Raw genomic sequence first — 25374 nt, forward strand, 5'->3', positions numbered from 1 at the left:
CGGGGTTCTCGGTTGTTGCGCTGTGGGTGCCGGAGCACACTGATCACATGCAGCCCCCGGGTGAGGACGATGACCGTGTGCTGGTGGAGCAGGCGTTCCGGCAGTCGACCTTCTCGATGTCCATATTCGACGCTGACCAGCGCTACCTCCGGCTCAACGAGGAGGCCTGCCGGGTGATGGGGGTCGGGGAAGACGTGCTGCGCGGCCAGGTCTTCCCCTACGGCGTTCCGTCGGACGTGGACCAGCAGGGGATGCGCCAGGCGTTGCGGGACGTGGCAGAGACAGGCGAGCCCGCGCACTACGAGAGCTTCACCCGTGCCCCTTCCGGCGTCCGCGAGCACGCCTGGAACGTGAAGCTCTGGCCCATCCGTGGCGACACGGGCGACGTGTGCGCGGTGGGCATGGCCGCGTTCGACAGCAGCGAGCAGCACTGGGCGAGGCAGCGCCTTGCGGTGCTCGATGAGGCGGCGGTCCGTCTGGGCAGGAGCCTCGACCTCACCCGCACCGCCCAGGAACTCGTCGACCTCGTCGTGCCCCGCTTCGCGGACTTCGCCAGCGTGGACCTGTTCCAGACGGTGATGGAGGGCGATGAGCCCGCGTCCGCCGACGGCTGGGCCGACCTCGTGTCGCTGCGCCGCGTCGCCCACGTCTCCCTCGAACCCGGCACGCCGGAGGCGGCGGTCGAACTGGGCGGGACGGACTTCCACCCTCCGTACTCGCCGCTGGTACGGGCCCTGCGCGCGGGGGAGGCGGTGCTCAGCGCCAAGGGTGATCCAGGCCTCGAACGCTGGCTGCAAGGCGATGCCGCACGGGCTGTGAGGCTACGGGAGGGCAGGACCCGGGGCCTGGGCGTCACGTCCGTCCTCGCGGTGCCGCTCATCGCGCGTGGCGCCACGCTCGGCGTCGCCACCCTGCTGCGCACCCGGCCGGACCCGTTCAACCAGGACGACTCGGCGCTGGCCAGGGAACTCGCCGGCCGGGCCGCCCTGTGCGTGGACAATGCCCGCCGCTACACCCGCGAGCGCACCACCGCGCTCACACTCCAGCGCAGCCTGCTGCCGCGCGGTTTCGTCCGGCAGTCCGCCGTGGACGCCGCCTGCCGGTACCTGCCCACCGATGTGCGGGCGGGTGTAGGTGGCGACTGGTTCGACATCATCCCGCTGTCCGGCGCGCGCGTCGGTCTCGTCGTCGGTGACGTGGTCGGCCACGGCATCCAGGCATCGGCGACCATGGGCAGGCTCCGCATGGCCGTCCAGACACTCGCCGACGTCGACCTCCCGCCCGACGAACTCCTCGCGCACCTGGACGACCTCGTGCTCCGTATGACCACCACGGACGACGGCATGGGCCTCGGGGCCGACGGCGCCGGTGAGACCGGCGCCACCTGCCTGTACGCCGTCTACGACCCGGTGTCACGCAGACTCACCACCGCCAGCGCCGGCCACCCGCCGCCCGTGATCCTGGAGCCCGGTGGTACCACCCGTGTCCTCGATGTCAGTGCCGGTCCGGTACTGGGCGTGGGCGGTCTGCCGTTCGAGGCCACCGAGGTCGAACTGCCGGAAGGCAGCATTGTCGCCCTGTTCACGGACGGTCTGGTGGAGGCGGCCGATCGCGACCCGGACGCAGGCATCGCCCGGCTGCGCGAGGTGCTGACGTGCTCGGATGCCTCACTGGAGAACCGCTGCGACGCGGTGCTCACCGCGCTGCTTCCCAAGCACCCCCGCGACGACGTGGCCCTCGTGCTCGCGCGCACCAGGGCGTTGCACGCCGGGCAGGTCCGGGTGTGGGACTTGCCCGGCGACGTCGAGCTGGTTGCCGAGGCCCGTCGGCTCGCTCTCGCCCAGTTGGAGGAGTGGGGTTTGGAAGAGGCCGCGTTCGTCACCGAGCTCGTGGTGAGCGAACTGGTCACCAACGCCATCCGATACGGCGCCGCCCCGATCCAGTTGCGGCTCATCCACGACCGTACGCTCATCTGCGAGGTCTCCGACGGCAACTCCACGTCACCGCACCTGCGCCGGGCCCGCATGCTGGACGAGGGCGGCCGCGGGCTGCTGCTGGTCGCCCAGCTCACCAATAGTTGGGGTACACGGCACACGGCGACCGGCAAGACGATCTGGGCGGAGCAGGAACTGTCCTGACCGCCGTCGAGCAGTGTGTCTCGACGCTGGAAAGCCGTGACTCGATCGTGGACGGTCCCGCGGCCGCGGCGTGTTCCGGCGGCGCGGCGTGCGGCTGGCGGCCCGGAACAGTGCCCTGGTACTGAATCGAGGGGCGCAGGGGCAAGCTGCGGCAAGCGCATTCACCCGTTCGGAGGCATCGCGGCGGGAGCTTCCAGCGATCCGGCGGCGCGGCGCCGTTCCCACGGCAAAGGACGATGCCGTGGGAACGCCGTAACCGAAAGGGCCTGAGAACGCGGGCTGGAGGGGCAGTGCCTCGTGGGGCTGGTCAAGCGGACGGGATCTCGACCAGCCGGAGGAGGACGGCCGTGTCAGGGCGGGGCAGTGTGACGGTAAGTCTGCCTTCGTCGTTGTCCCACTCCGCGGTGGCGTCCGCCGTGGTGGGGTGGATGACCTCCGGGTGCAGGGGAGTATCGCGCAGGTGGGGGAGGTGGAGCGTGCGGCTCGCGGCGCCGGGGTCGGTGCCGGGCGCACGGCGCCACACTGTCAGGAAGGTGGCATCGTCGCTGCGAAGCCCGTGGGCGATCCAGGTGTCCTCCCAGTCCGGCAGGCCCAGCGGCCAGAAGGGGCGGGCGACGGCGATCTGCGGCCTGATGTTCTTGTACGCGTGGATCGCCGAGCGTACGAGTTCGAACTGCTCGTCGGTCATGCGGTCGAGGAAGCCGGAGAGATGGACCCGGCCCAGCAGTGCGCCGGTGAGGGTGAAGGCGATCCGGTCCGCGGTGTGCTCGGGCTGAGGGTAGGCCCACACCGCCGCCTGCTCAGGTGTCACGGCGGCGGTGGCGGCGGCGGCGATGGGCGGATAGCGCAGCGGGTCCTGCTGGTCACTGGTCGACTGGATCTGGGCGACGGCGAGTTGTGCGTAGTCCATGCGCAGACCGCCGGAGCCGCAGTTCTCCAGGATCAGGTCCGGGTACCGGTCCAGCAGGGCGGACATCCAGTCGAGGTGTGCGCGATGGTGTCCGAGCAGGCCGGCGCCGGGGCTCTCGGGACCGTTCTCCGTGCCGGGGCCGATGTTGATGTTGTAGTCGAGCTTGAGGTACCGGACGCCCCACTCGCCGACGAGCCGGTCCACCACCGCGTCGAGGTGGGCGCGGGCCGCGGGGTGGCGCAGGTCCAGGTGGTGACGGCCGTGTTCCGTCACCCGTAGGCCGCCGCGCCGGAAGAAGGCCTCGGGCGGCAGGGTGCGGGCCAAGGGGCTGCGCACGCCCACGACTTCGGGCTCCAGCCACAGCCCCGGGACCATGCCGTGGCTCCGGATCGCGTCCAGCACCTCCCGGATGCCTCCGGGGAAGCGTGCCTGGGCGGGTTCCCACGCGCCGACGGCGTCCCACCAGCCCTGGGCGTCGTCGTCGTACCAGCCGGCGTCGATGACGAAGACCTCGGCGCCGGCCTTTCCCGCAGCCTCGATGAGTGGCAGAAGCTTCTCGGTGGTCGGGTCGCCCATGAGGGTGTTCATGTAGTCGTTGTAGATCACCGGGAGGGCCTGGTGGTCGGGGTGCGGGCGGCGTATCAGTCTGCGGTAGTCGGTGAGTTCACCGAACGCGGCGTCGAGGCCGCCCCTGTCGGTGCGGACGAGTGCCGCGGGAACGGTGTGGAACTCGGCACCCGGTTCGAGGGTGTGGTGCCACTGGTGGTGGGCGTCGTCGGGGCCGAACAGGGCGACGTAGGCGGCGCCTTCGCGTTCGCCGGTCTCGAAACGCCACCCCGCGCTGGACTCGATCTGCCACAGCCAGGAGTGGCCCGCCGTGTCGGTGAGCGCGCCGATCGGCAGGTGGCGGCCGGTGGACCAACTGCCCTGCGAGTAGCGCTCGAAGCAGCCTCGTCCCTCGTGCCCGTGGGCGGTCCTGCTCAGAGGTACGACCTGGTCGCGCAGAGCGGCTCGCCGCCAACGGCATTCGGCGAGCCAGTCGTTGTCCGCCCAGTGCAGGGTGAGTCCGTCGAGGCCGCCGCCCGAGTCGGTGATCCCGCCGAGGGTCAGTGTGCTCACGCTCTCCAGCCTGAGTGGTGCGCTTCCCTCGTTGACCAGACGTACCTGGGCGCGCAGGAAACCGGCGCCCGGTCTCGACTCGAGGACGACGTCAGCGGCGAGACCGGTCAGGGGGTCCGACAGGCGAATCGTCGTTCGTTCCCGGTCTCCGGCCAGGACCGTCTCGTGGTCACGGTAGGTCAGCCGGTCGCCGATGGCTGTCTCGATGAAGCGTTCGCCCGACCACAGGCGGCCATGGCCGGTGGCCGTGACCTCGACAAGGGGGACCAGAGCCGCCCAGTCCTCGTCGCCTGTACCGAGCCTGACCGAGCCGGTGGCGTCCACTACTGCGTGCACCCCGAGCTCCGGGTGCGACCAGAGGAGGGCTCTCTCGAGGGTTTCGGCGGCAGCGGTCAACGCAATTTCCCCTTCCGGGACGGTTTTTACTGCGAGGCCCCTCGTGCGTGCTGACCTTGCTGTTAGCGCTCGACGGGGGAGAGGTGGCACTCCGGAGGGTGCGCCCGGAGAGTAAATCCTCGATTACGTTCTCTTGACGCCCACGTTGTGACCGCTCACAATCCTCGCATGTCTGTGACCGGTCACACAAGCTCCGACAGCGCCGCGACCCCACCCCAGGGACAGCAGAAGGCCGCCAGCATCCGCGATGTCGCCCAGGCGGCAGGGGTGTCCTACCAAACCGTTTCGCGGGTCATCAACGCCCACCCGAACGTCAAGGAAGAGACCCGCAAGCGGGTCGAGGCGGCCATCCAGAGTCTGGGGTTCCGGCGCAACGCCACCGCGTTCGCCCTGGCCAGCGGCGTGACCCGATCGGTCACGGTTCTCACGTCGAACACCGTCCTCTACGGCTACGCGGCAACCCTGCAGGGCCTGGAGGAGGCGTCCCGCGCGGCGGGCTACACCCTCGGCGTCCGGGTGGTGACACCCGAGGACGACCTGGACCGGACGATCGCCTCGGCAGCCGACACCGGTGGCGGACTCATCGTCATCGGCTTCGACCGGTTGGGTGCCGCCGCACTGGACCGCGTACCGGCGCACGTGCCGTGCGCGGCGCTGGTGGAAGCTCCGCCACCGGGCCGCACCCCCGACCGTCCGGCCGTGTGGGCGGACGACCGCGAGGCGGCCCGGGCAGCCACCGCGCACCTGCTGTCCCTCGGCCACGAGACCGTGCACTATGTGGCGATCCCCGCCTCGGCCGGAACCCGGCAGGCGGTGGCGCCCCGCGCCGAGGGCTGGCGTCAGGCCCTGCGAGCGGCAGGCGTGACGCCTCCCCGCCCCTCGGGCAAGGGCTGGGACGCCCAGGCCGGATACGAGGCGGGGAAGAAGCTCGCCGCGAACCCGGACGTCACCGCGATCCTGTGCGGCAACGACGACCTGGCCCTGGGTGTGCTGCGGGCTCTGCACCACGCGGGCCGGCGGGTCCCGCAGGACGTCAGCGTCATCGGCTTCGACGACGCCCCGCACTCGGGGTTCGTCACGCCGTCCCTCACCACGGTCCGCCTGGACTTCAACGGACTGGGGTGGGCCGCCTTCGGTCTCCTGCGGTCCCAGCTCGACTCCGGCCAACAGGCGCCCACGTCGGTCCCGGCCGAACCGACCCTCGTCCTACGGGAAAGCTCCGGGCCGCGAGCCGTGTGATCCTCCCCGGCACCCGCTCGCTCCGCGTCTGTTCCCCGCCTTCCCCAAGCTCCGCCCCGCCCTCCCTCTCCCTACCCTCAAGCCTCTCCATACCCTCAAGGATCTCGCATGAGAAGAGCCGTCTCCGTCCTTGCCACGGTCTGTGTCCTCGGACTCACCGCCACCGCGTGCAGCGACAGCACTGCCGGCGGCAGCGGTGCCGCACCCACCGGGTCGGTGGACGCCACCGCCTCCCTCAAGGGCGTCAAGCTCACGATGTGGACCGCCCAGAACAGCGTCAACCAGCCCAAGCAGGCCATCGAGGCGTTCGAGAAGGCCACCGGCGCGACGATCACCACCGAGGTGATACCCGACCCCTACGAGTCGAACGTCCCCACCAAGCTCGCCTCCGGCGTGAAGCCGGACCTGATGTTCTGGCAGCCCACGGGCAGCACCCTGCCGTTCGTCCAGCCGGAGAAGAACCTCCTCCAGCTCGACAACGAGGACTGGGTCTCCAAGCTCGGCAAGACGGAACAGAGCCTCGGCCAGGTCGACGGCCACCGGTACGCCGCCATCGTCACCAGCCCCGCGGTCCTGGGCGTCTACTACAACAAGGCCGTCTTCAAGAAGGCCGGCATCACCAAGATGCCCACCAGCTACGACGACATGCTCGCGAAGGCCAAGACCATCAAGTCCAAGACGGGCGTGGCCCCGTTCTTCGAGGTCGGCGGCGACAAGTGGCCGTTGCAGTGGCAGGTCCAGGCGCAGATGACCGACCTGCCCCAGTCGTTCTGGGACGACCTCAACAAGAACAAGGACTCCTGGACCAACAAGGTCATCGTCGACGCCATCACCAAGTACAAGACGGAGATCCTCGACGGCGGGCTGGCGCAGAAGAACTACAAGACCGCCACCTTCGTCGACCAGGGCAAGGCGGTCCTGGACGGCAGTGCCGCCATGGCCCTCAACGTCACCTCGCTCCAGTCCCAGATCCAGGCCACCGCCAGCACGGAGGAGATGGACGAGAAGCTGGGCTGGTTCCCCATCTCCAACAGCGCCGCCAAGGCCGAGTACTCCCCGGACCAGACCAACGGCGTCGTCGCCTTCAACACCGGCGACACCAAGCGCCAGAACGCCGCCCGGCAGTTCCTGTCCTTCTGGCTCGGCCAGGACTACCCCGCCTACATCAAGGCCAACAAGCTGGTCTCGGTGCAGCCGTCGGTGCCCAACCCCGACGGACTGCCGCAGACCGCCGTCGCCCAGGCCGAGGCGCTCTCCACGGCCACCGGAGTCTTCCAGGTCAAGGCGCTCACCGCGCCCGACATGCACCTCGCCCTCGCCGACATGATCTACGGCAAGAAGACCCCGAAGCAGGTCGCCCAGGCAGCCCAGGACCAGTTCGAGCAGGTTCTCAAGGCACGTGGCATCTCCGGCTTCTGACCGGCGCCCGCCCCCTCGCTCGATCCTTCCCCGGGCCGTCCGCCGACGGCGCGCCCGGGGACCGTACCGGAGGTTGAAAAGTGGCGAACACAGCCACCATCGGCGTCAGTGACGCCGAGCGTGCGAAGGGGCCCGACCGGTCCCCGCGTTCGGTCCGGCGGGACCGCCCCCGTCGCAGGGCCAACCAGCCATGGTGGTTCGCGGTGCCCGCACTCGCCGTGTTCGGCGTGTTCTTCCTGCTGCCGAACCTGCTGAACTTCGTCTACCCGTTCACCGACTGGTCGGCGTTCCACCCGCAGATCGGCTTCGTGGGCCTGGAGAACTTCTCCACGATCCTCCATGACGGGTCGATGCTCCGTGACATCCGGATCACCCTGGTGTACGCGGTCCTGGTGGCCGTCTTCCAGAACGGTTTCGGTCTCGGCCTCGCCCTGCTGCTGGAGCGTGACACCCGCTTCAACCGCTTCTTCCGTGCGGTGTTCTTCCTCCCCGTGCTGATCTCCGCCCTGGCCGTGGGCTACATCTTCCGGGCTCTGCTCGCCCAGGACGGAGCGCTCAACGGCGTGCTGTCCTCGCTGGCCGGACACCCCGTCGACACTCCTTGGCTGGGTTCCACCACCTGGACGATCGTCGTCGTCACGCTCATCCACGGCTGGAAGTGGATGGGTCTGGCCATGCTCATCTACCTGGCCGGCCTGAAGAGCATGCCTGACGACGTGCTGGAGGCCGCCCGGATCGACGGGGCCGGCGGCTGGCGCACCTTCTGGTCGATCCGGTTCCCGCTGCTGGCACCCGCGGTGACGTTCAACGTCACCACCGCGCTGATCGGCTCCATGAACACCTTCGACATCGTCCAGGCCACCACCGCGGGCGGTCCCGGCAGCGAGACCGAGGTGTTCAACATCTACATGTTCCGCATCTTCGGCCAAGGACTGTACGCACAGGCCTCCGCGATGAGCCTGATCCTCTTCCTCATCGTCGTCGTCCTCGCCGTGCCCGTCATCGTCGGACTGCGCCGCAGGGAGAACAACCAGTGACCACCGCCACCGCGTTCGCCCCTGCCCACCGACGGCCCTGGCGCTGGGTCCAGCCCGTCACCGTCCTGCTCATCGCCGCCGTCACCATCGGCATCCCCCTGTGGCTGGTCGCGGTGACCTCGGTCAAGCCACAGGCCGAGGCCATCAAGCCCAACCTCGCCCTGCCCCACCACGCCCAGGCCGCCGACAACTACCAGCAGACCTTCGACCAGGGGAAGATCGTCCAGGGCTTCGTCAACAGCCTGCTGGTCGTGGCCCCCTCGGTCGTCCTCGTCCTGCTCCTCGGGGCCGGCGCCGCCTGGGTGTTCGCCCGCCGCAAGGGAAAGCTGGTCAACGCCCTCTACGCGCTGAGCATCAGCGGACTGCTGCTGCCTCCCGCCGTGATCACCATCGTCATGGAACTGCGCCAGCTGGGCCTGGCCGGCACCCGGCCCGGAATGATCGGCGTCTACGCCGGGATGTACCTGTCCACGTCGATCTTCTTCATGACGGGTTTCATCCGCGCTCTGCCCGAGGAGTTGGAGGAGGCCGCGCGCATGGACGGCGCGGGCCCCGTACGGGTCTTCTGGCGCATCATCCTCCCGCTGCTGCGGCCGGTCATCGCCACCGCGACGATCATGGTGATGCTGTTCGCCTGGAGTGACATCTTCTACGCGTTCTTCGTCCTCGGCGGAGGAGAGAAGGCCACCCTGCCGCTCAACCTCTACCAGGTCGCCAGCGCCCAGCTCTACCTGAACAACTGGCACCTGATCTTCGCCTACGTCGTGATGATGAGCCTCCCCATGATCCTGGTCTTCGTCATCGCCCAGCGCCGCATCGTCTCCGGCATCACCAGCGGCGCCGTCAAGTAACCGTCCCGCGTTCCCCGCAGTACCCACAGACCCCCCGCAACGGTGCGGGGGAGGAGGGCAGTCATGCCTCGAACAGCTCGCAGACCCCGCATCTCCCGCAGCCTCCTGGGCGCGGTCGTGGTGAGCGCCACGCTCGTGGGCACGGCGCTGACCGTCCCGGTCGCGCAGGCAGCAACCCCACAGGTGACCGTCGATCTCGGTACCACCACCGGTGCCGTCATGCACGGTGCCAACGGCACGCTGTACGGCCTCAGTGACGACGGCGTCCCCGGCGACGAGCTCGTCGCCCCGCTGCACATGACCACCGTCATCCAGAAGCCGCAGGGCGGAACACAGCACCCCAACGGGGACGCGCTGACGGTCAAGACGGGCTACGACCGCAACGGCGGCGGCGAGGTCCACGTCTACATGCAGGACGCGTACACCAACTGGCCCTACGAGAACCTCGGCCTGAGCGACTACCTGTCCAAGGTCGAGAACATGGTCGGCGCGGTGGCCGAGCGCTCCGACGCGGACGATTTCGTGTGGGTGCCGTTCAACGAGCCCAACGGCAACTGGTACCCGGGCCTGGGGAGTTCCAACAGCACCACGTACGCGAGCGCGCTGGCCAGTTTCAAGAGCGACTGGACGGCCGTGTACAAGAAGATACGGTCGATCATCCCGGACGCCCGGATCGCGGGCCCCAACGAGACCCACTACGACGCCCGGCTCATGGGCGACTTCTACCCGTGGGCCAAGGCCAACGACGTCCTGCCGGACATCACCACCTGGCACGAACTGGACCCGGGCTCCCTGTCCGGCTTCGAGTCGCACCTCGCCGCCTACCGGACCATCGAGAAGAACGCCGGCATCTCGCCGCTGACGGTCAGCATCAACGAGTACGGCAACCGGCGCGACCAGTCCGTGCCGGGTCAGATGGTCCAGTGGCTGTCCATGTTCGAGCGCAACAAGGTCTACGCCAACCAGGCGTACTGGAACATCGCCGGCAACCTCAACGACAACGCCGCCCAGACCAACATCCCCAATGGCACCTGGTGGCTACTGCGTTGGTACGCGGGCCTGACCGGACAGACCGTCAAGCTCACCCCGCCGCAGCTCAACACCATCGACACCGTCCAGGGCATCGCCTCACTGGACACCCGCCGCAAGCAGGCGCAGGTGATTCTCGGCGGCACCTCCGGGTCCGTCGACACCGTGATCCGGCACGTCCCCTCGTCCTTCGGTCGCAAGGTGAACGTCACCGTGGAGCGCACCGGCTGGAGCGGCTACGAAGGCGCCGCCGCCGCACCGGGCGTGGTCTCCCGCACCAAGGCCACCGTCGCCTCGGACGGCAGCGTCACCGTGCCGCTCACCGGCCTGGACGCCATGTCGGCCTACCGCGTCACCGTCAACCCGGCCGGCACCGGATCGCCCACCGAGGCGAGCCTGCCCTGGTCCGCGTCGTACGAGGCGGAGAGCGCCACGATCACCGGCGGCACGGTCTACTCCCAGGGCTCGGTGACCAACCCCTACGGCTTCGCCACCTCCGGAACCAAGGACGTCGGCAGCCTGAACCAGTCGACCAGCAAGGTCGCCTTCAGCGTCAGCGTCCCGACCACGGGCACGTACGACCTCGATGTCTTCTACGGCAACCAGGCCGGAGCCCCGGCCACCCAGACCCTCACCGTGGACGACGGCCCGGCCCAGACCCTCACCTACGGCTCGACCCTGAACTGGACCTACCGCGCCACCGCCCGTGCCTCCGTCACGCTGACGGCCGGTACACACACCCTGACCCTGGCCAAGGGCACCAACGAGGTCACGCTCGACAAGATCGACCTCACCAGGTCCACCACCCCCGACACCGTCTACCCCGCCGTCTACGCCGACATCAGCGGATCCCCGGCGTACGACTACTCCGCCTCCGGTCTCAGTGGTGCCGGCGCCCTGAAGCTCGACAAGGGCGACAAGGCCGCCTTCGACGTCTACGCCCCGGCCGACGGCTACTACACCGTGCACGCCGACTACGCCTCCACCGGCAGCGCCACCCTCAGCCTGGACGGCGCCACCGCCGCCACCCTCCCCTCCACCAAGGGCAGACTCACCGACAAGAGCCTGCGGCTGTACCTGTCGGCGGGCAACAACCGCATCACCGCCGCCGTTTCGGGCAACACCTGCCTGACCCTGCGCGACCTGCGGGTCACCGGCGCGGTCGACACCTCGGGCGTCAGCACCTACCAGGCGGAGGACGCCACCCTCGCCGGAACCGCCGTCGTCACCTCGGACACGTGGGCCTCCGGCGGCAAGTACGTCGGCTACATCGGCAACGGCGCCGACAACACCCTCACCGTCAAGGTCAGTGCCGCGAGCGCCGGGCGGTACGTCATGAACGTTCGCTACGCCAACAACCAGGTCGCGGGCTCCGGGAACTACAACACCAACGTCGTCTCCCGTGCCACGCAGATCAACGTCAACGGCACCTCCCAGACCGTCATGTTCCGCAACAACTACAGCTGGAACAACTACTGGGACCTGCCCGTCCCCGTGACCCTGAAGGCGGGCACCAACACCATCACCTTCGGCAACCCCAGCGCCTACGCCCCCAACATCGACCGCGTCACCGTCGCACCGCTCACCGGCTGACGACCCGACTCCGACGGGGCCCGGCGTGACGGCCCGGCCCCGTCGGCGATGGGCCGACTCACCAACATCGCGCTCGCCTGTGCCCTGGACCCGGCTCTCATGCGGACGGTCGGCCAGGTGCTCTGGACGGGCGGCGCCATCGACGTCCGCCTCACCGAGACCGAGCTGGAGCAACAGCGCCACAACGCACACCCGGCCGTCCGGCAGGCGTGCGCGGTGACCCCGTACTACATGGACTTCTACGAGTCGATCCTCGGCGTACGCGAGTGCGCCATGCACTGCGGACTCCTGCTCGGCCTGGCCATGGACCCCACCCTCGTGCGCGAGGCCCGGCACCTGCCCGTCGCCGTCGAACTCGGCGGAAAGCACACGCGCGGCATGATGGTGGTCGACCGACGGACCGCCCGTCACGGAGGACAAGACACTCCGCAGGCTCATCCTCGATGTCGACGGAGACCGCTTCAAGCGTCAGCTCCTCCAGGCGCTCGCTGATGGTGACCCGGCCCGGCGGTGACCCTGTCCGACAGCGCCGGTGGTTTCTCCTCTGGTCCACCCCGCACAGCCCGTCGAGTCCGGTTGGTGGGCCTCTGTCCACCGCTCTGCTCTCCAGGTAGGGGCTGTCGGCCGGAGTTCGGCCGTGTCGAGTGCCATCTACTACCCGCTGGACCAGGACAAGCCGGTCAACCACTGGCACTGGCCGGCCTGTGACGATGTCCACTGCCGGACAGTCACCGCAGCACCGCGTCCTGAGCCCGGCCGCGTCCGCTTCGGGGCCCCGTGGAAAGGGATACGGTCCAGCTGACCGGACGTCCGGAACACCGAGCAGAAACCACGTCTCGCACGGAATGGACAGCCATGCGCATCGTCATCATCGGCGGCAGCGGACACATCGGAACCTTCCTCGTCCCCCGCCTGGTGCGGGCCGGCCACGAGGTGATCAACATCAGCCGCGGCACCCGTACCGCCTACGCCGAGGCTCCCGAATGGCAGCAGGTACGACAGGTCGTCGCCGACCGGGAGCAGGAGGACAGCGCTGGCACCTTCGGCGACCGGGTGGCCGCACTGAACCCGGCGATCGTCGTCGACCTGGTCTGCTTCACCCTGGATTCGGCCACCGCCCTGGTCGAGCGGCTGCGGGGCGAGGTCGGGCACCTGCTGCACTGCGGCACCCTGTGGCGCTACGGCCCCAGCGACAAGCTGCCGATCTCCGAGACCACGGGCACCCCGCCGGTGGGGGAGTACGGCGTCCACAAGGACCGGATCGCGCGGATGCTGAAGGAGGAGACCGCGTCCGGTGGCCTGGTGACGACGTCACTGCACCCCGGGCACATCGTCGGCCCCGGCTGGCAGCCGATCAATCCGGTGGGCAACCTCGACCCCGCCGTCTGGTACGCCCTCTCGGCCGGGCTGCCGCTGCGGATCCCCGGCATCGGCGTCGAGATGATGCACCATGTGCACGCGGATGACGTCGCCCAGGCCTTCGAGCGGGCCATCGAGCACCGCGAGGCGGCCGCGGGCGAGGACTTCAACGTCGTAGCCCCCACCGCCCTGAACGTCCGCGGGTTCGCCGACATCGCGGCCGGCTGGTTCGGGCAGACCGCCACGCTGGAGCCCGTCACGTGGGAAGAGTTCCGCCAGGGGACAAGCGGGGAACACGCCGACAACAGCTGGGAGCATCTCTGGCGCAGCCACTGCCTCACCATCGAGAAGGCCAGACTGCGCCTCGGCTTCGCGCCCCGGTACGAACCGGAAGCGGCTGTCCTGGAATCCGTGAGGTGGCTGATCGACCACGGTGACCTGCGAGTGGCCAACCCACTGATCATCTGACGGGAATCGCCATGCGCGGAGCTTCATGTGACGCCGCTCGGGTGTGATACCGCGGCGAACCAGGGCCGGCAGTTCGGGATCCTCGTGGGCACGGGAAGGATGCGGTGCAGCGACGAGGGCAGGATTCGATGGGAACTCACCGGCCGTCGGCAGATCGGCGCTCCCGACCTCCTCGCCTCCCAGCGTGAGCGCGTGATTCGCGACAGGGCGGGTGCAGAGGTGTACCAGCGGGCCTACGCGGAGGGGCGCGCCATGCCGTACGAAGAGGCCATGGCCTACGCGACGGACGGTACCGACGGCTGGGCGGCGCGGCTACTGACGGACTGATCGCCGAAGGGGCGGCGGAGCGCGGTGTGTGTCGGCTGTCCCCGGCGACCCAACCCGACAGGCGGGTACGGCAGCAGACCGTACCCGCCTGTTCCAGAACCCGCTGGGCGGAAGGCTCAGCACCAGTCGGTGTAGAGACCGAAGTGGGTGATCTTGTCGTTGTAAGGGGTTGCAGACCCCCGTCGAGGGGTTGTAGCTCGGGTTGATCATGAACCGGTTGTACGCGAAGGTGATGGTGCGCGTGTTGATCAGGGTTCCGGTCACTTGCGCGGTCATCCGGTAGACGCGGACTCCCATGATCGCCTCACGCGGAATCCGATGGATGTAGGCCCACTCGTCCTGCACCGCGTACTGGTTGTAGACGTTGGCGTTTCCGCGGACCTGGGTGGGCAGGTAGAGCGCGTTCCTGGCGGCCGGCGCTTTCGAGGTTGCGCATTCCCTGGCTCAGGGCGAATGGCTCGGTGATGTTGAGTGTGCCGCTCGTCGAGATGTAGTTGCTGTTTCCGGCCCGGTCCCCTTGGACGTGCTGGATGTTGTTGTTGCCGCCCCGTGACATGAATCCGTTGCTGAAGATCTCGTACGGGCTGCGCGAGTCACCCCGAAACGTCATGCTCGGCAGAAGGTTCACGTTGCGCAGGTTCGAGAAGGGAAATGGCTGTTGTCCTGACGAGGAGCCTCCGTTGCAGCTCTGCCCTGCGGCCTCGGCCTTCGTGGTTCCCAGGGGGAACTGGAGGAACGCGAGGGCGAAGAGGGCCGCGAGGAGTATCAGGACGACTGGTTTTCTGATGGCTCGATGCCTTGTTGCGCGTGGTCAGGGGTTGCCGAACGGGATCACTCAGGACGGCCAACACTGCGGGCGCAGTGGGTCCCCCGGGAACCGGTAGTTCTACGGATGTCAGTACCTGAATCCCGAGTCACGATCTCTCAGCGCAGGAACGCAGCTGGGGCAGTGGCCAACGCCGGCGGTTGAAGCGGGTGCTCCGGATCGCCAACCGGTCGGCACGTCCCGATCGGCATCGACACGGGCATCCGTGTGCTGCGCCCCAGCTTTCTGTGCAGAGGTGGGAAGTGCGCCGTCGTTGACCCTGCGCGTGCCCGCCACGAGCCGGTTGTCTGGCAAGGCTGGTGCGATCCGTCCCGGCCCGGGGCCCGGCGGCATGCGGTGAGCTGATCCGGCTGGGGCTACGTCGCGTTCGTCCTCGACGCGTGCTCGCGGATGATCGGTGATCGCGGCAGTCAATACGTGTCCATCCGCTACAGCGAACGGCTGATGGACGTCGCCGCGGCCGCGTCGGTGGGCTCCGTCGCAGACTCCTGCACCAAGGCCCCTGGCGGGATGCTGACCAGGTCGAACACGTCGTCGTGCAATCGCTGCGAAACTCGGGGCAGCTCACTCCGTCGGCCGATCCGGTCCGAGATCGGGCCCCACACCAGCGAATCCCGGGATCATGCCCGGCGCGACGGCCGACAGAGCCCAGCCGACCCGGCCCTGGCCGATGTGGAAGGCGCTGCCGAGGCTGTCGGCCACGTAGACCAGGGCCAGCTGCTCCCACGACTCGATCACGAACGCGATGAACAGGACGGAGGCGGCGAGGACGTGTGCCCTGCCGATGGGCATCCGAGTGTAAGCATCGGCCCATGTGGGAGCCGGCCCCGCAGTGGTTCCGCGCACAGTAGAGAGCAACCGCCGACCACACTGTGCGGCGAGCACAGCCGTAAGGGCACAAGATGTGCAGGCGGCTTCGGTCAGCCCGGCGGCACGGACCGGATCCCGAGGTCCGGTGCAGACCGTACGGGTCGGCGGTGGGTGCGGTTCCCGGTGGAGCCTACGGACGCAGCGCATGCAGCGCGGCCGCCGACGCCGGGGGAGTGTGCGTCGACGGCCGCGGTTGGGGGAACGGCGTCAGAAGGCGACGTTCGGGTTGAAGCTGGGGATGGGGTTGCCGAGGTCCTTGTTCACGCTCGCCCGCGCCCGGTCCAGGGTGGTCTTGAAGTGGTTGTCCCTGTCCTGGATGGGGAAGTTGGCGCCGAAGTTCAGGCCCTCCTCGATCCAGTTGCTGTTCCACAGCGCGTCGAACGCCGTGCGATTGCTCTGCTTGAGCTTGTCGATGGCGACGAGGGCCGGCCGGTCCCAGACGCCCTTGACGGCCTCCGGCTGTTCACCGCTCTTGGCGAAGCGGAGGGCGTGCGTCTCGAACCCGTCGAGGTGGTAGACGATGTGGGCGCGGTTGCCCGAGTGCTCGATCGAGTTCAACGACTTGCTGCTGTATCCGCCGTGCGCCGAGACGGAGATGTACGACGGCGCCTCCTGCCCACGCTTCTGCCAGGCCACGACGGCCTCCCAGTCGTGCTTGTGGCCACCGATCGGGCCTTGGTCCTTCTCGAAGTAGAGGGCGTAGGCGTACGCGCACCAGTTCGCGTCGCAGGCGGACCGGACGTAGGTGTTGGCCCGGCCGATGTACCGGCAGTCGCCCCCGGGGTCCCCGACGGTCCGCAGGCCGCCGTTGAGATGCCCGTTCTTGTCGACGGCGGAGGAGGGGTAGCAGCCGTCGTGGTCGTAGTCGAACAACGGCTGGTACTTCTCCTGGAACGCGGAGGCCTGGAACGGCAGCGGGTCGGGGGCCGCGGCGAACGCGCTGCCCGACAGGCCGGCGGTCAGGGCCGCGACGCTGCCCGTGATCACGGCGGCCCTGCGGAGCCGGGACTGCCTCGCGGTCTTGAGTGTCTGGGACATGTGGATGCTCTCCGGTTCGTGCGGTGGGAGGTGGCGCCACGCCGGACTGCGGCGGGCTGAGACCGACACTGGTGGTCGAAGGGTTGTCCGGCACGTCCTTTCATCAGGACAAACAAACTTTCTGCACGACGTGCTGGGTCCGGGGCGCCGTGGGCGTGTCGTCCATCTCACGTCTGCGGATGCTTCATCCCAGACCGGGTGAAACGTATGTTGAGCGCTCTTGAGTGTCGTTTTCATTAGCCGTGGAAGCAGGTGCACCGTGGGACGTCCCGAGCGACCGCTGGACCCCGAGGCCGGCCCCGTCCAGCGCTTCGCCCACGAGCTACGGGAACTGCGCCGGGCCGCGGGTTGTCCGTCGTACCGCTCCATGTCGGTGATTGCCGGGTTCTCGGTGACGACGCTGGCGCATGCCGCCGGCGGGGAGCGGCTGCCGTCACTTGCCGTGGTCCAGGGGTACGTCCGGGCCTGTGAGGGCGACCCGGGGGAGTGGGAGCCGCGGTGGAAGGACGCCGAGGCGGAGGTCGACCGGGTGGGCAGAGAGGATCCGGAGGGCGTCGCGTCGCCGTACCGGGGACTGGCCCGCTTCGAGCCGGGCGACCAAGCGTTGTTCTTCGGCCGGGACCGGATGATCGACCGGTTGCGGCGGCTGGTGTGCGACCAGCGGCTCGTCGTGCTGTTCGGGCCGTCCGGCAGCGGCAAGTCCTCGCTGCTGCGAGCCGGGCTCATCCCCCGTCTGCGGGAGGAGATGGAACGGCGTGACTGCCCGTCGGTGCTGCGGGTGCTCACCCCCGGAGCGCGGCCCGTTACCGCGTACGAGCACCTGCTGACGCCCGCGCCCGGTGAGCCGGAGAGCTGGGTGGTCGTCGACCAGTTCGAGGAGATATTCACCCTCTGCCGGGAGTCGCGGGAGCGCTCCCACTTCATCGACCTGCTGCTGTCCGCCTGCGATCCGGACAGTCGGCTTCGGGTCCTGATCGCCGTACGGGCCGACTTCTACGCCCGCTGCGCCGAGCACAGAGGGCTCGCGGACGCCCTGGACGAAGCCGGGCTGCTGCTCGGCCCGATGACGGCGGACGAACTGAGGGACGCCATCGTCAAGCCCGCGCAGTCGGTCGGACACCTGGTCGAGCGGGAACTGACCGCGCAGCTCGTCGACGACGTCCTCAACGAGCCGGGCGGACTGCCGATGCTCTCCCACGTCCTGCTGGAGACCTGGCGCCGACGCAGGGCCCGCACTCTGACACTGGACGCGTACCAGGCGGCCGGCGGAGTGCGCGGCGCGATCGGGGCGAGCGCGGAGGTGGCGTACCTGCGGCTGTCCCCGGCGCAGGCGCGCACCGCCCGTCGCCTGCTGATGCGCATGGTGGAGCCGGGGCAGGGCACCCACGACACCCGACGGCCCCTGAGCAGGGCCGACCTGAACGAGTTCGCTGACCCAGAGGCACCGGCGGTGGTCGAGCGTCTGGCCCGCGCCCGACTGCTGGCCATGGACGAGGACGGCGTACACCTCGCCCATGAGGCACTCATCACCGGCTGGCCGCGGCTGCACGGGTGGATAGAGGAGGACCGGGAGCGCCTGCGTCACCACCGTCGACTGACCGAGGCGGCCCACACCTGGCTGGAGCACGACCGCGACCCTGGCGACCTGTACCGGGGCGGCGCCCTGGAGCGGATGGAGGAGCACTTTCCCGACTTTCGGACCGAGCCCGCCCTGACCGCGGCGGAGCGGGCCTTCCTCATCGCCGCCGTCGACGCTCGCCAGGCGGAGGACACGGCTCGCATCCGCTCCAGACAGCGGGGCCGAATGCTGGTGAGCGCGCTGTCAGGGGTCCTCGCAGTGGCACTGATGGTCGCTCTGGTCGCGGTACGGCAGCACGGGGACAACACACGGCAGCGCACCGAGAACGCCGCCCGCCGGATCGCGGCCGTCGCCGACGGACTGCGCACCACCGACCCGCGAGCCGCCCTCCTGCTCGGCGCCGCCGCCTGGAAGATCGCCCCGCTGCCCGAGACCCGGCGCTCCCTGCTCGGATCTGTCGCCCAGACGGAATCCGACACCTTCACCGACCCCTCCCCTGGGTACGCCTCCCAGCGTTTCCTCGTCGATTCCGGCCGTGCCCTGCTGACCGTTGACAACGATGTCTGGCAGCGCTGGGACGTTGCCACGCACCGTCGTACCGGCCGGGGCCCGCTCCCACCGGGCCGAGTGCAGGCGGTCGGACGGGACGGCCGGCTGCTCGCGATCTCGCAGGCCGCGGGAGGCATACGGCTGTGGGACATGGCCACCGGTCGGTGGGCCGAGGCCCGCCCGGACCCCTCCATGCCGGATGTCGGCATCGGCGCGAGCGGCCGGAGCTACCTGGAGGGCGGTACCGGCGACCCCCACGTCCGGATCCGCTCGGTCTCGGACAACCGACTCCTCTACGAGACCCACCGGACCGACCGGGTCAGGGTGGCAGCGAGCCCGGACGACCACCTGGTGGCGCTGTGCCCGCCGGGTGACGCCCCGCAGGTGTGGGACATCGTTCGCCACCGAAGGCTGCCCGGTGCGTGGGACAGGGCCGGTCGGATCTGCGGCGACCGCTCGGCGCTGGGCTTCGGCACGGCCACCCGGTTCGCGACCGTCTCCGGACACGGCGTCGACGTCTGGGACACACGGTCGCGACGCCACGTGGCCGAAGTGCGCACCACGGTCGCGGGATACGTCTCGATCAGTGCGGACGGCGGGTTTCTGGCGACGGCCGACGCCGCCGAGATCCAGATCTGGCGGCTGTCCGATCCGGGCACCCCGGTGTTCCGTCACTCGTTGAACAACCAGCGCCTCCACGACTGTCTCGCCTGGGACCCCTCCCGTCGCTTCCTGCGCTAAATGGAGGGGGGCACGGTCCACACGCTCGACCTGTCGGCCGCCACGACATCGGCCTGGCGGGCGTCGCCACTGGCGGGCGTGTGGCTGAGCCCCGACGGCCGGGTCCTGGCCACCGCCTCGCGCACGGGGTCTTCGTATCGTCTCGAACTGCGCGACACGCGGGACGGCCGCCTGCTGCGGAGCCCGCCGGCTTTGCCGCTACCGGTCTCCCGGGACCCTGACCGTCCGGTCGTACCGCAGCAGACGAAACCGCTGCTGGCCTTCAGCCCCGACGGGAAGACGCTCGCGTACGGCGTGTCGACACCGGGACACTCGGTGTCTCCACTGCGCGTCACGATCTGGGACTTGGCACGCGGAGGCCACGAGCGCACGGCCCTGGATCTGTCGCGGTCGCAATCCGGTGCGGCGGTGATCGCCCTGGCACTCTCCTCGGACGGTCGTGACCTCTACACCACCCGTACACCGGCGAGCGGTGAACTGAGCAACGAGTCCTGGGACCTGACGACCGGCCGTCGTCTGCACACCACCACCGACACCCGACTGGCCAGCGTTCACATGGCGGTCAGGCCAGGAGGAGAGCTGGTGGTCGGTGACAACCGGGTGGCCCGTGCGTACGGCAGCGAAACGAAGGCGCAGGACCTCGTCCAGGGAGACATGGTCAGCGCGGTCGCCTTCAGCCCCGACGGCCACATACTGGCGGCGGGCGACCCGACGGGCCGGGTGGCCCTGTGGGACGGGGATGTGAGCCACCGGGCAGGTGTCCTGCGCAACCTCTTCCCGGCTCCCCTCGGCGCATCCCCCGAAGCGGTCCGGTCCCTGGCCTTCAGCCCCGACGGCCACACCCTCGCGGTCGGCGGCGACGCCGGTACGCTCCAACTCTGGGACACAGCGACCCAACAGCCCCTCGGCGGACCGCTTGCGACACCCGGCGAGAGCATCGACACCCTCGCCTTCAGCACGGACAACCGGACTCTCTACGCCGGCGGGCTGCACGTACCGCTGCACCAGTACGCGGTGGACACGGGCCGGTCGGTGTCCCGGGTCTGCGTCCGGGCTCAAGGAAAGGACCTGACGGAGGCTCAGTGGCGGGCATATCTGCCGGAGGTCGGCTACCGCAGGGTGTGCACCTGAGGCCCGTCGGCCTGGACCGCAGCTGATGGTCTGTGCCACGCGACCAGCCTGGACGCCCACGGCCCGAGGCCGACGCCGTGCACGGCGTCGATGGTCAGGCGTCGCCGGGCGTGTGGAGGAGGGCGGAAACATCGGGGCACAGTGGCGCCGACCGGGATGGTGGCGGTCACGGTGTCGGTGGCCGTGTCGATCACCGACCCGTCGTCGCTGTTGTAGCGGGGGAGGGCGTAGGCGTAGACCCCTGATGGCACGGCTGCTGCCTGGCCGACCGGGATTGCCACGACCGTCGATGCCGCCATCGCCATGGACAACAGCAGCCGCACCACGTGCTGGCCGGACCGTCTGCCAGACATCTTCTCTCCAGTCGGTCACTGCCCGCGGAGCCCGTCGTCATCCCGCCCTTTGGCGCACGGTCCTGGCTTCGGTCCATGGCGAATGGTCCCTTCACGTCGAAATGATGCGGTCGCCTCGCCCAACACCACACGCCAACGCCCGCTGGGTACACAGGCACCCCCAGACGATCACCCCTGTGAGCGGCCGCCACCCGACCTGCTCCAGGCGCGTGGCCCGGGCACCCGGTACGCAGTTCCATCAGAGCCGACGGCTGCCTTGAGGGCTGCTTGGCTTCTCGACTTCGCCCACGTCCGGGTGAGTTTGCGGCCCTCGACACTGATGGCGGGTCAGCATGGCCCCCTTCGGGTCTCCGCCTGCCTGAGGCCTCCCGCAGAAAGGGCTGTCCGTGAAACGTCGCCGTACCCTTGCCGCGGCTGCGACTGCCGCGCTGGCACTGCTGAGCCTGCCGGTCACATCGGCGGCCGATGCCACGGCCGTCGGGAAGGCCCGCGGCTACATCGTGGTGCTCAAGGACTCGGTGAAGAACCCGTCCGCCGCGGCCGGCCAACAGCTGAAGAGGACCGGCGGGAACCCCACCGCTGTGTACACGCACGCCGTCAACGGCTATGCGGCGACCCTGACACCAGGCCAGGCCGCCGCCCTGGCCACGGACCCTCAGGTGCGTTTCGTCTCCCCGCAGCGCACCTACAAGACCTCCCCGCCCCGCCTGCCGGCGCCCAACCCGGACTGTCGGATCTCGCCCACCGGCCGACAGTGCCAGCCGGTTTTCGCGGACCGGATCCGTGCTGACCGCTCCTCCACCCGCTCCGGCGACGGCACCGGATCCGTCGACGTCAACGTGGCCGTCCTCGATGACGGAATCGCCGGCGACGTGCCCGACCTCAACGTCCGCGGCGGAGTGGACTGCCTCACCGGGAGCCCCGTCGTTCCGGGCGACAGCCTGGTGGCCGCCGGCGGCCACGGCACCATGGCCGCCGGCATCATCGGCGCCCGCGACGACAGCCAGGGCTTGGTCGGCGTGGCGCCCGGAACCCCGCTGTGGGCGGTCAGAGTGTCGACCGACGACGAGGGCTTCATCTCGGACGCGGCCTTGATGTGCGGGTTCGACTGGGTGCTTGCCACCCGCGGCGACACCGACCCCGGCAACGACATCGCCGTGGCCAACATGAGTTTCGGGAGCTTCCAGACCAGCCCGCCCGCGGATCTGGATGACCGACAGTGCGGAACGGCGAACCAGGACGCCATTCACCTGGCCGTGTGCAACCTGAAGGCCGCCGGCGTCACCAGCGTGGCCTCAGCGGGCAATGACTCCAACGATCTGGCGCTCAGCGCACCCGCCGCCTACGACGAAGTCGTCGCCGTGACCGCGATGGCCGACTTCGACGGCAGGCCCGGGGCCAGGGTCGCACCCGTGTGCTACGGGTCGGACTACGGCTTGTACGGGCACGTGGACGACCAAGCAAGCCTGGAGTTCAGCAACTTCGCCCGCTCGGCCACCGACCGCCGCCACACGGTCGCCGCCCCCGGCGTATGTGTGGAGAGCAACTACCCCCTTCCCGCCCACCACGCCGTCGGTGACGGCACCAGCTTCTCCGCACCCGCCGTCTCCGGCGTGCTCGCCCTGTGTATCCACACCCACCGATGCCAGGACTCCAGCCCTTCCCACAACCTGAAGACCCTCGTCCGCGACGCCCGCGCCTACAACCGGCACCACCGCGGCTACGGCTACTTCGGCGACCCCCGGCATCCCCTGCCCGACCGCTACTACGGAGACCTCATCGCCGCAGATCGCTACTGAGCGTCCCCTGTCGTTCCAGCGGGCGCCCACCCCGGTCATCCTTGTCCGGCGGTACGGGACGCCAACGTCGAAGGTGCACGGGCATCACCGCAGGACAACTTGCAGACGTCATCTCGACCTCCGGACCAGACCAGCGTCATCAGCTGCTGCGCATGGCCGCCGGGCAGTTGGCCTGACGGCATCCTGCGCGACGTGCTGACCGCCCGCACGAAGAGGGCCGATCCCCTCGCGGTCCGGAGACCAACTTCCTGGCCCTGGCCCCCAGGTGAGGAGCGGCCATGCCCGCCTGCCGGGTTCGATTCGGGAACTGCTGGAAGTCGTCAGGGTCGGAAACACGTGCCGTCGGCGGCGGTCATGATGTTCCCTATCGAGGCCCATTTCGCGCAGCTTGGTGCTCCGTCCCGTCAGGTCACCGGCTTCTCTCCGCCGGGTGAACAAGTCGAGCCCGGCAAGGAGTTGTGGGAATCGAGTGCGTCGTTCGTGGCGGGGACCACGGCGATGCGCGGAGCGGGCCTGGTGTCGCCGAGTGCGTACAGCCGCGTACGGATCTCGTCGGCCGCCGTGGGATCGGTGCGGGCGAAGAGCTGCACCGCGCGCTCCCAGACCGTACGGGCCGCCCCGGTGTCGCCGGTCGCGAGGTAGGTGTCGCCGAGGTGGCGCAGGGTGCCGGCCTCGTTGAAGGTGTCGCCGACCTCGCGGTAGAGCCGCAGCGCGCACTGGTAGCAGGCCACGGCCCGTTCGTGCTGGCCCAGATGGTGACGGGTGATGCCGAGGCTGTCCCAGGCGCCGGCCTCGCCGTAGCGGTTGACGCCGTGTTCGGTGCCACAGTCGGCGAGGCGGGCGAGGGCCTCCTCGAAGTAGGCGGCGGCCCGAAGGTGGTCGCCGCGCAGGACATGGGTCCAGCCCAGGGCGTGCAGCGCGCTCGTCGCCGCGACGTGGTCGCCGACGGCCCGGTAGAGGGCGAGCGCCCGCCCGGCCGCGTCGAGCGCCTCGGTGTGACGGTTCAGCCGGTCCAGCAGCCAGCCGTGGCTGCGGTGGGCGTGCGCGAGGCCGAGCCCGTCGCCGAGCTCGGCGAACAGGTCGAGGGACAGCCGGATGTGGGCCTGGGCGTCGTCGTACCGTTCGAGCCGGGCACTGGCACGGGCGAGCCCGCGGTGCAGATGGGCCCGCGCGGTGGCGTGTCCCTCACGGATCGCGGTGTCGAGACCGGCGCGTTGCAGCGCGGCGGAGTCGTGCCAGTGGCCCTGCCGGTCGTGGAAGCGTTCCAGCATCCAGGCGAACCGCCAGACGTGGCCGTCGCACCCCGACTGGACGGCCAGCGCCACGACCTCGCGCAGCACCTGGCGTTCGGCCGTGAACCAGCCGAGGGCCTGCCGGTCGTCCTCGAACGCCTCGGACCCCGCGCCGGGCGCGGCCTCGTCCAGCGGACACGTCGTCCACCAGGGTGAGAACCTGCGGCCGGCGGCGTGCGCGGTGTGCAGATAGTGGTCCAGGAGCCGGCGCACGGCCGAGTCCCTCTCCTCGGCGCGGTCATGGACCTCGGTGAGCTCCATCGCGTACGTCCGCAGCAGGTCGTGGCAGCTGTACCGGCCGGGCACGTGCTCGGTGAGCAGATGGGCCCTGGTGAGTTCGACGAGCAGCGGGCGCACTGCCGCCGGGGCGATCCCGGCGACCGCCCCGGCGGCGGGCGCGGCGACGTCCGGGCCGGGGTGCAGGGACAGCAGCCGTAGCAACCGGGCCGCGTCCGGGCTCAGCGCGCGGTACGACCACGAGAACACCGCCCGTACGTCGCTGGTCGGGTCCGGGTCCGCGAAGGCGTCGAGACTGCCGTGTGCCTCGGCCAGCTCGGCCGCGATCGAGGCGAGCGGAAAGCCGGGGTGTGCGGCGGCCCGCGTGGCGACCACGGCCAGCGCCAGCGGCAGCCCCGCGCAGCGGGCGATGATCTCCGCCACGGCCTTCGGCTCCGCCGACACGCGCTCCGCGCCGAGCCGCCGGGCCAGCGACTCCCGGGCCTCCGGCGGCTGCAACTGCGCCAGCACCACCGGCCGGGCCGCTTCGACGGTGACCAGCCCGGAGAGCCGGTCCCGGCTGGTGACGACGACGAGACAGCCGGCGCTGCCCGGCAGCAGGGGCCTGACCTGCTCGGCGTCTCGCGCGTTGTCCAGCACGATCAGCACCCGGCGTCCGGCCAGCAGGCTCCGGTAGAGGGCCGCCTGCGCGGCGGCGCCGGCCGGTATCCGCTGCGGTGGCACACCGAGCGCCTCCAGGAAGTCGCGCAGGACAGCGCCCGGGTCCGTGGCGGTGCCGCCCGGGTCGAAGCCGCGCAGGTTCACGTACAGCTGCCCGTCCGGGAATCGGTGGGCGATCCGGTGGGCCCAGCGCACGGCCATCGTGGTCTTGCCGATGCCGCCCATCCCGCTGATCACGGCGATCCGGGTGACCGGCGCCGCGTCCCCCGACAGATCGACCACCTGGGCGAGTTCGGCCCGGCGGCCCGCGAACGTGCCGAGGTCGGAGGGAAGTTGGGCCGGGCGTACGAGGGGGGTCGTCGGGGACGGCGACTGGCGGGCCGAACTCGCCCAGGTGGTCGATCTGTCGGGGGA

Annotated in this window: 17 protein-coding genes; 12 read left to right on the forward strand and 5 right to left on the reverse strand. The window is 69.8% G+C overall.

What is annotated here, in order from left to right:
• The first annotated feature begins 47 nt into the window (after positions 1-47).
• Positions 48-2138 carry a SpoIIE family protein phosphatase gene (locus tag HLK59_RS26415; protein WP_171144011.1) on the forward strand — a complete coding sequence of 697 codons (2091 nt, stop codon included), beginning with the start codon at positions 48-50 and terminating at the stop codon, positions 2136-2138.
• A gap of 307 nt (positions 2139-2445) precedes the next feature.
• Here HLK59_RS26415 and HLK59_RS26420 read toward each other — a convergent pair whose 3' ends face one another.
• On the reverse strand, positions 2446-4503 hold the full coding sequence (locus tag HLK59_RS26420) for a glycoside hydrolase family 36 protein (protein ID WP_346779818.1): 2058 nt from the start codon (positions 4501-4503) through the stop codon (positions 2446-2448).
• Between the two features lie 228 nt (positions 4504-4731).
• Between HLK59_RS26420 and HLK59_RS26425 the strand changes: the two genes are divergently transcribed.
• From HLK59_RS26425 to HLK59_RS26460, 8 genes are all read left to right on the forward strand, one after another.
• Complete coding sequence (locus HLK59_RS26425) at positions 4732-5802, forward strand: LacI family DNA-binding transcriptional regulator (protein ID WP_171144013.1); 1071 nt, start codon at positions 4732-4734, stop codon at positions 5800-5802.
• A 108-nt stretch (positions 5803-5910) separates the two neighbouring features.
• Positions 5911-7221: an ABC transporter substrate-binding protein gene (locus HLK59_RS26430; protein ID WP_171144014.1), complete on the forward strand. Its 1311-nt coding sequence runs from the start codon at positions 5911-5913 to the stop codon at positions 7219-7221.
• A gap of 80 nt (positions 7222-7301) precedes the next feature.
• On the forward strand, positions 7302-8258 hold the full coding sequence (locus HLK59_RS26435) for a sugar ABC transporter permease (protein WP_171144015.1): 957 nt from the start codon (positions 7302-7304) through the stop codon (positions 8256-8258).
• Entirely contained in the window at positions 8255-9109 is an 855-nt protein-coding gene (locus tag HLK59_RS26440; protein ID WP_171144016.1) for a carbohydrate ABC transporter permease, read from the forward strand. The genes HLK59_RS26435 and HLK59_RS26440 overlap by 4 nt, the downstream gene beginning before the upstream one ends.
• A gap of 63 nt (positions 9110-9172) precedes the next feature.
• Positions 9173-11731 (forward strand): CBM35 domain-containing protein, encoded by a 2559-nt coding sequence (locus HLK59_RS26445; protein WP_171144017.1) that lies wholly within the window; start codon positions 9173-9175, stop codon positions 11729-11731.
• Between the two features lie 48 nt (positions 11732-11779).
• Positions 11780-12223, forward strand: a complete 444-nt coding sequence (locus HLK59_RS26450; RefSeq protein ID WP_171144018.1) for a nucleoside hydrolase — start codon at positions 11780-11782, stop codon at positions 12221-12223.
• A gap of 363 nt (positions 12224-12586) precedes the next feature.
• Positions 12587-13558, forward strand: a complete 972-nt coding sequence (locus HLK59_RS26455; RefSeq protein WP_171144019.1) for an NAD(P)-dependent oxidoreductase — start codon at positions 12587-12589, stop codon at positions 13556-13558.
• A 27-nt stretch (positions 13559-13585) separates the two neighbouring features.
• Positions 13586-13885, forward strand: coding sequence for a hypothetical protein (locus HLK59_RS26460; protein ID WP_171144020.1), 300 nt, complete (start codon positions 13586-13588; stop codon positions 13883-13885).
• A 1390-nt stretch (positions 13886-15275) separates the two neighbouring features.
• On the opposite strand, the gene HLK59_RS26470 is transcribed toward HLK59_RS26460, so the two are convergent.
• A complete protein-coding gene (locus tag HLK59_RS26470; RefSeq protein WP_171144022.1) occupies positions 15276-15503 on the reverse strand; it encodes a hypothetical protein in 228 nt (75 codons plus the stop codon).
• Between the two features lie 285 nt (positions 15504-15788).
• Positions 15789-16619 (reverse strand): NPP1 family protein, encoded by an 831-nt coding sequence (locus tag HLK59_RS26475; protein ID WP_171144023.1) that lies wholly within the window; start codon positions 16617-16619, stop codon positions 15789-15791.
• Positions 16620-16878: 259 nt separating this feature from the next.
• Between HLK59_RS26475 and HLK59_RS26480 the strand changes: the two genes are divergently transcribed.
• Together HLK59_RS26480 and HLK59_RS52445 are read left to right on the forward strand one after the other, a co-directional pair.
• Positions 16879-19488, forward strand: coding sequence for a hypothetical protein (locus HLK59_RS26480; RefSeq protein WP_346779819.1), 2610 nt, complete (start codon positions 16879-16881; stop codon positions 19486-19488).
• Entirely contained in the window at positions 19489-20619 is a 1131-nt protein-coding gene (locus HLK59_RS52445) for a hypothetical protein (protein WP_346779820.1), read from the forward strand.
• Here the strand turns inward: HLK59_RS52445 and HLK59_RS26485 are convergent.
• Positions 20598-20972, reverse strand: coding sequence for a hypothetical protein (locus tag HLK59_RS26485; RefSeq protein WP_171144024.1), 375 nt, complete (start codon positions 20970-20972; stop codon positions 20598-20600). The genes HLK59_RS52445 and HLK59_RS26485 overlap by 22 nt on opposite strands.
• Positions 20973-21358: 386 nt before the next feature.
• Here HLK59_RS26485 and HLK59_RS26490 point away from each other — a divergent pair, with 386 nt between their 5' ends.
• Complete coding sequence (locus HLK59_RS26490; protein ID WP_171144025.1) at positions 21359-22771, forward strand: S8 family serine peptidase; 1413 nt, start codon at positions 21359-21361, stop codon at positions 22769-22771.
• A 404-nt stretch (positions 22772-23175) separates the two neighbouring features.
• Here the strand turns inward: HLK59_RS26490 and HLK59_RS26495 are convergent.
• On the reverse strand, positions 23176-25374 hold a 2199-nt coding region (locus HLK59_RS26495; RefSeq protein WP_171144026.1), incomplete at its 5' end, for a tetratricopeptide repeat protein.

The organism is Streptomyces sp. S3(2020), assembly GCF_013044505.1.
Classification (GTDB): Bacteria; Actinomycetota; Actinomycetes; order Streptomycetales; family Streptomycetaceae; genus Streptomyces.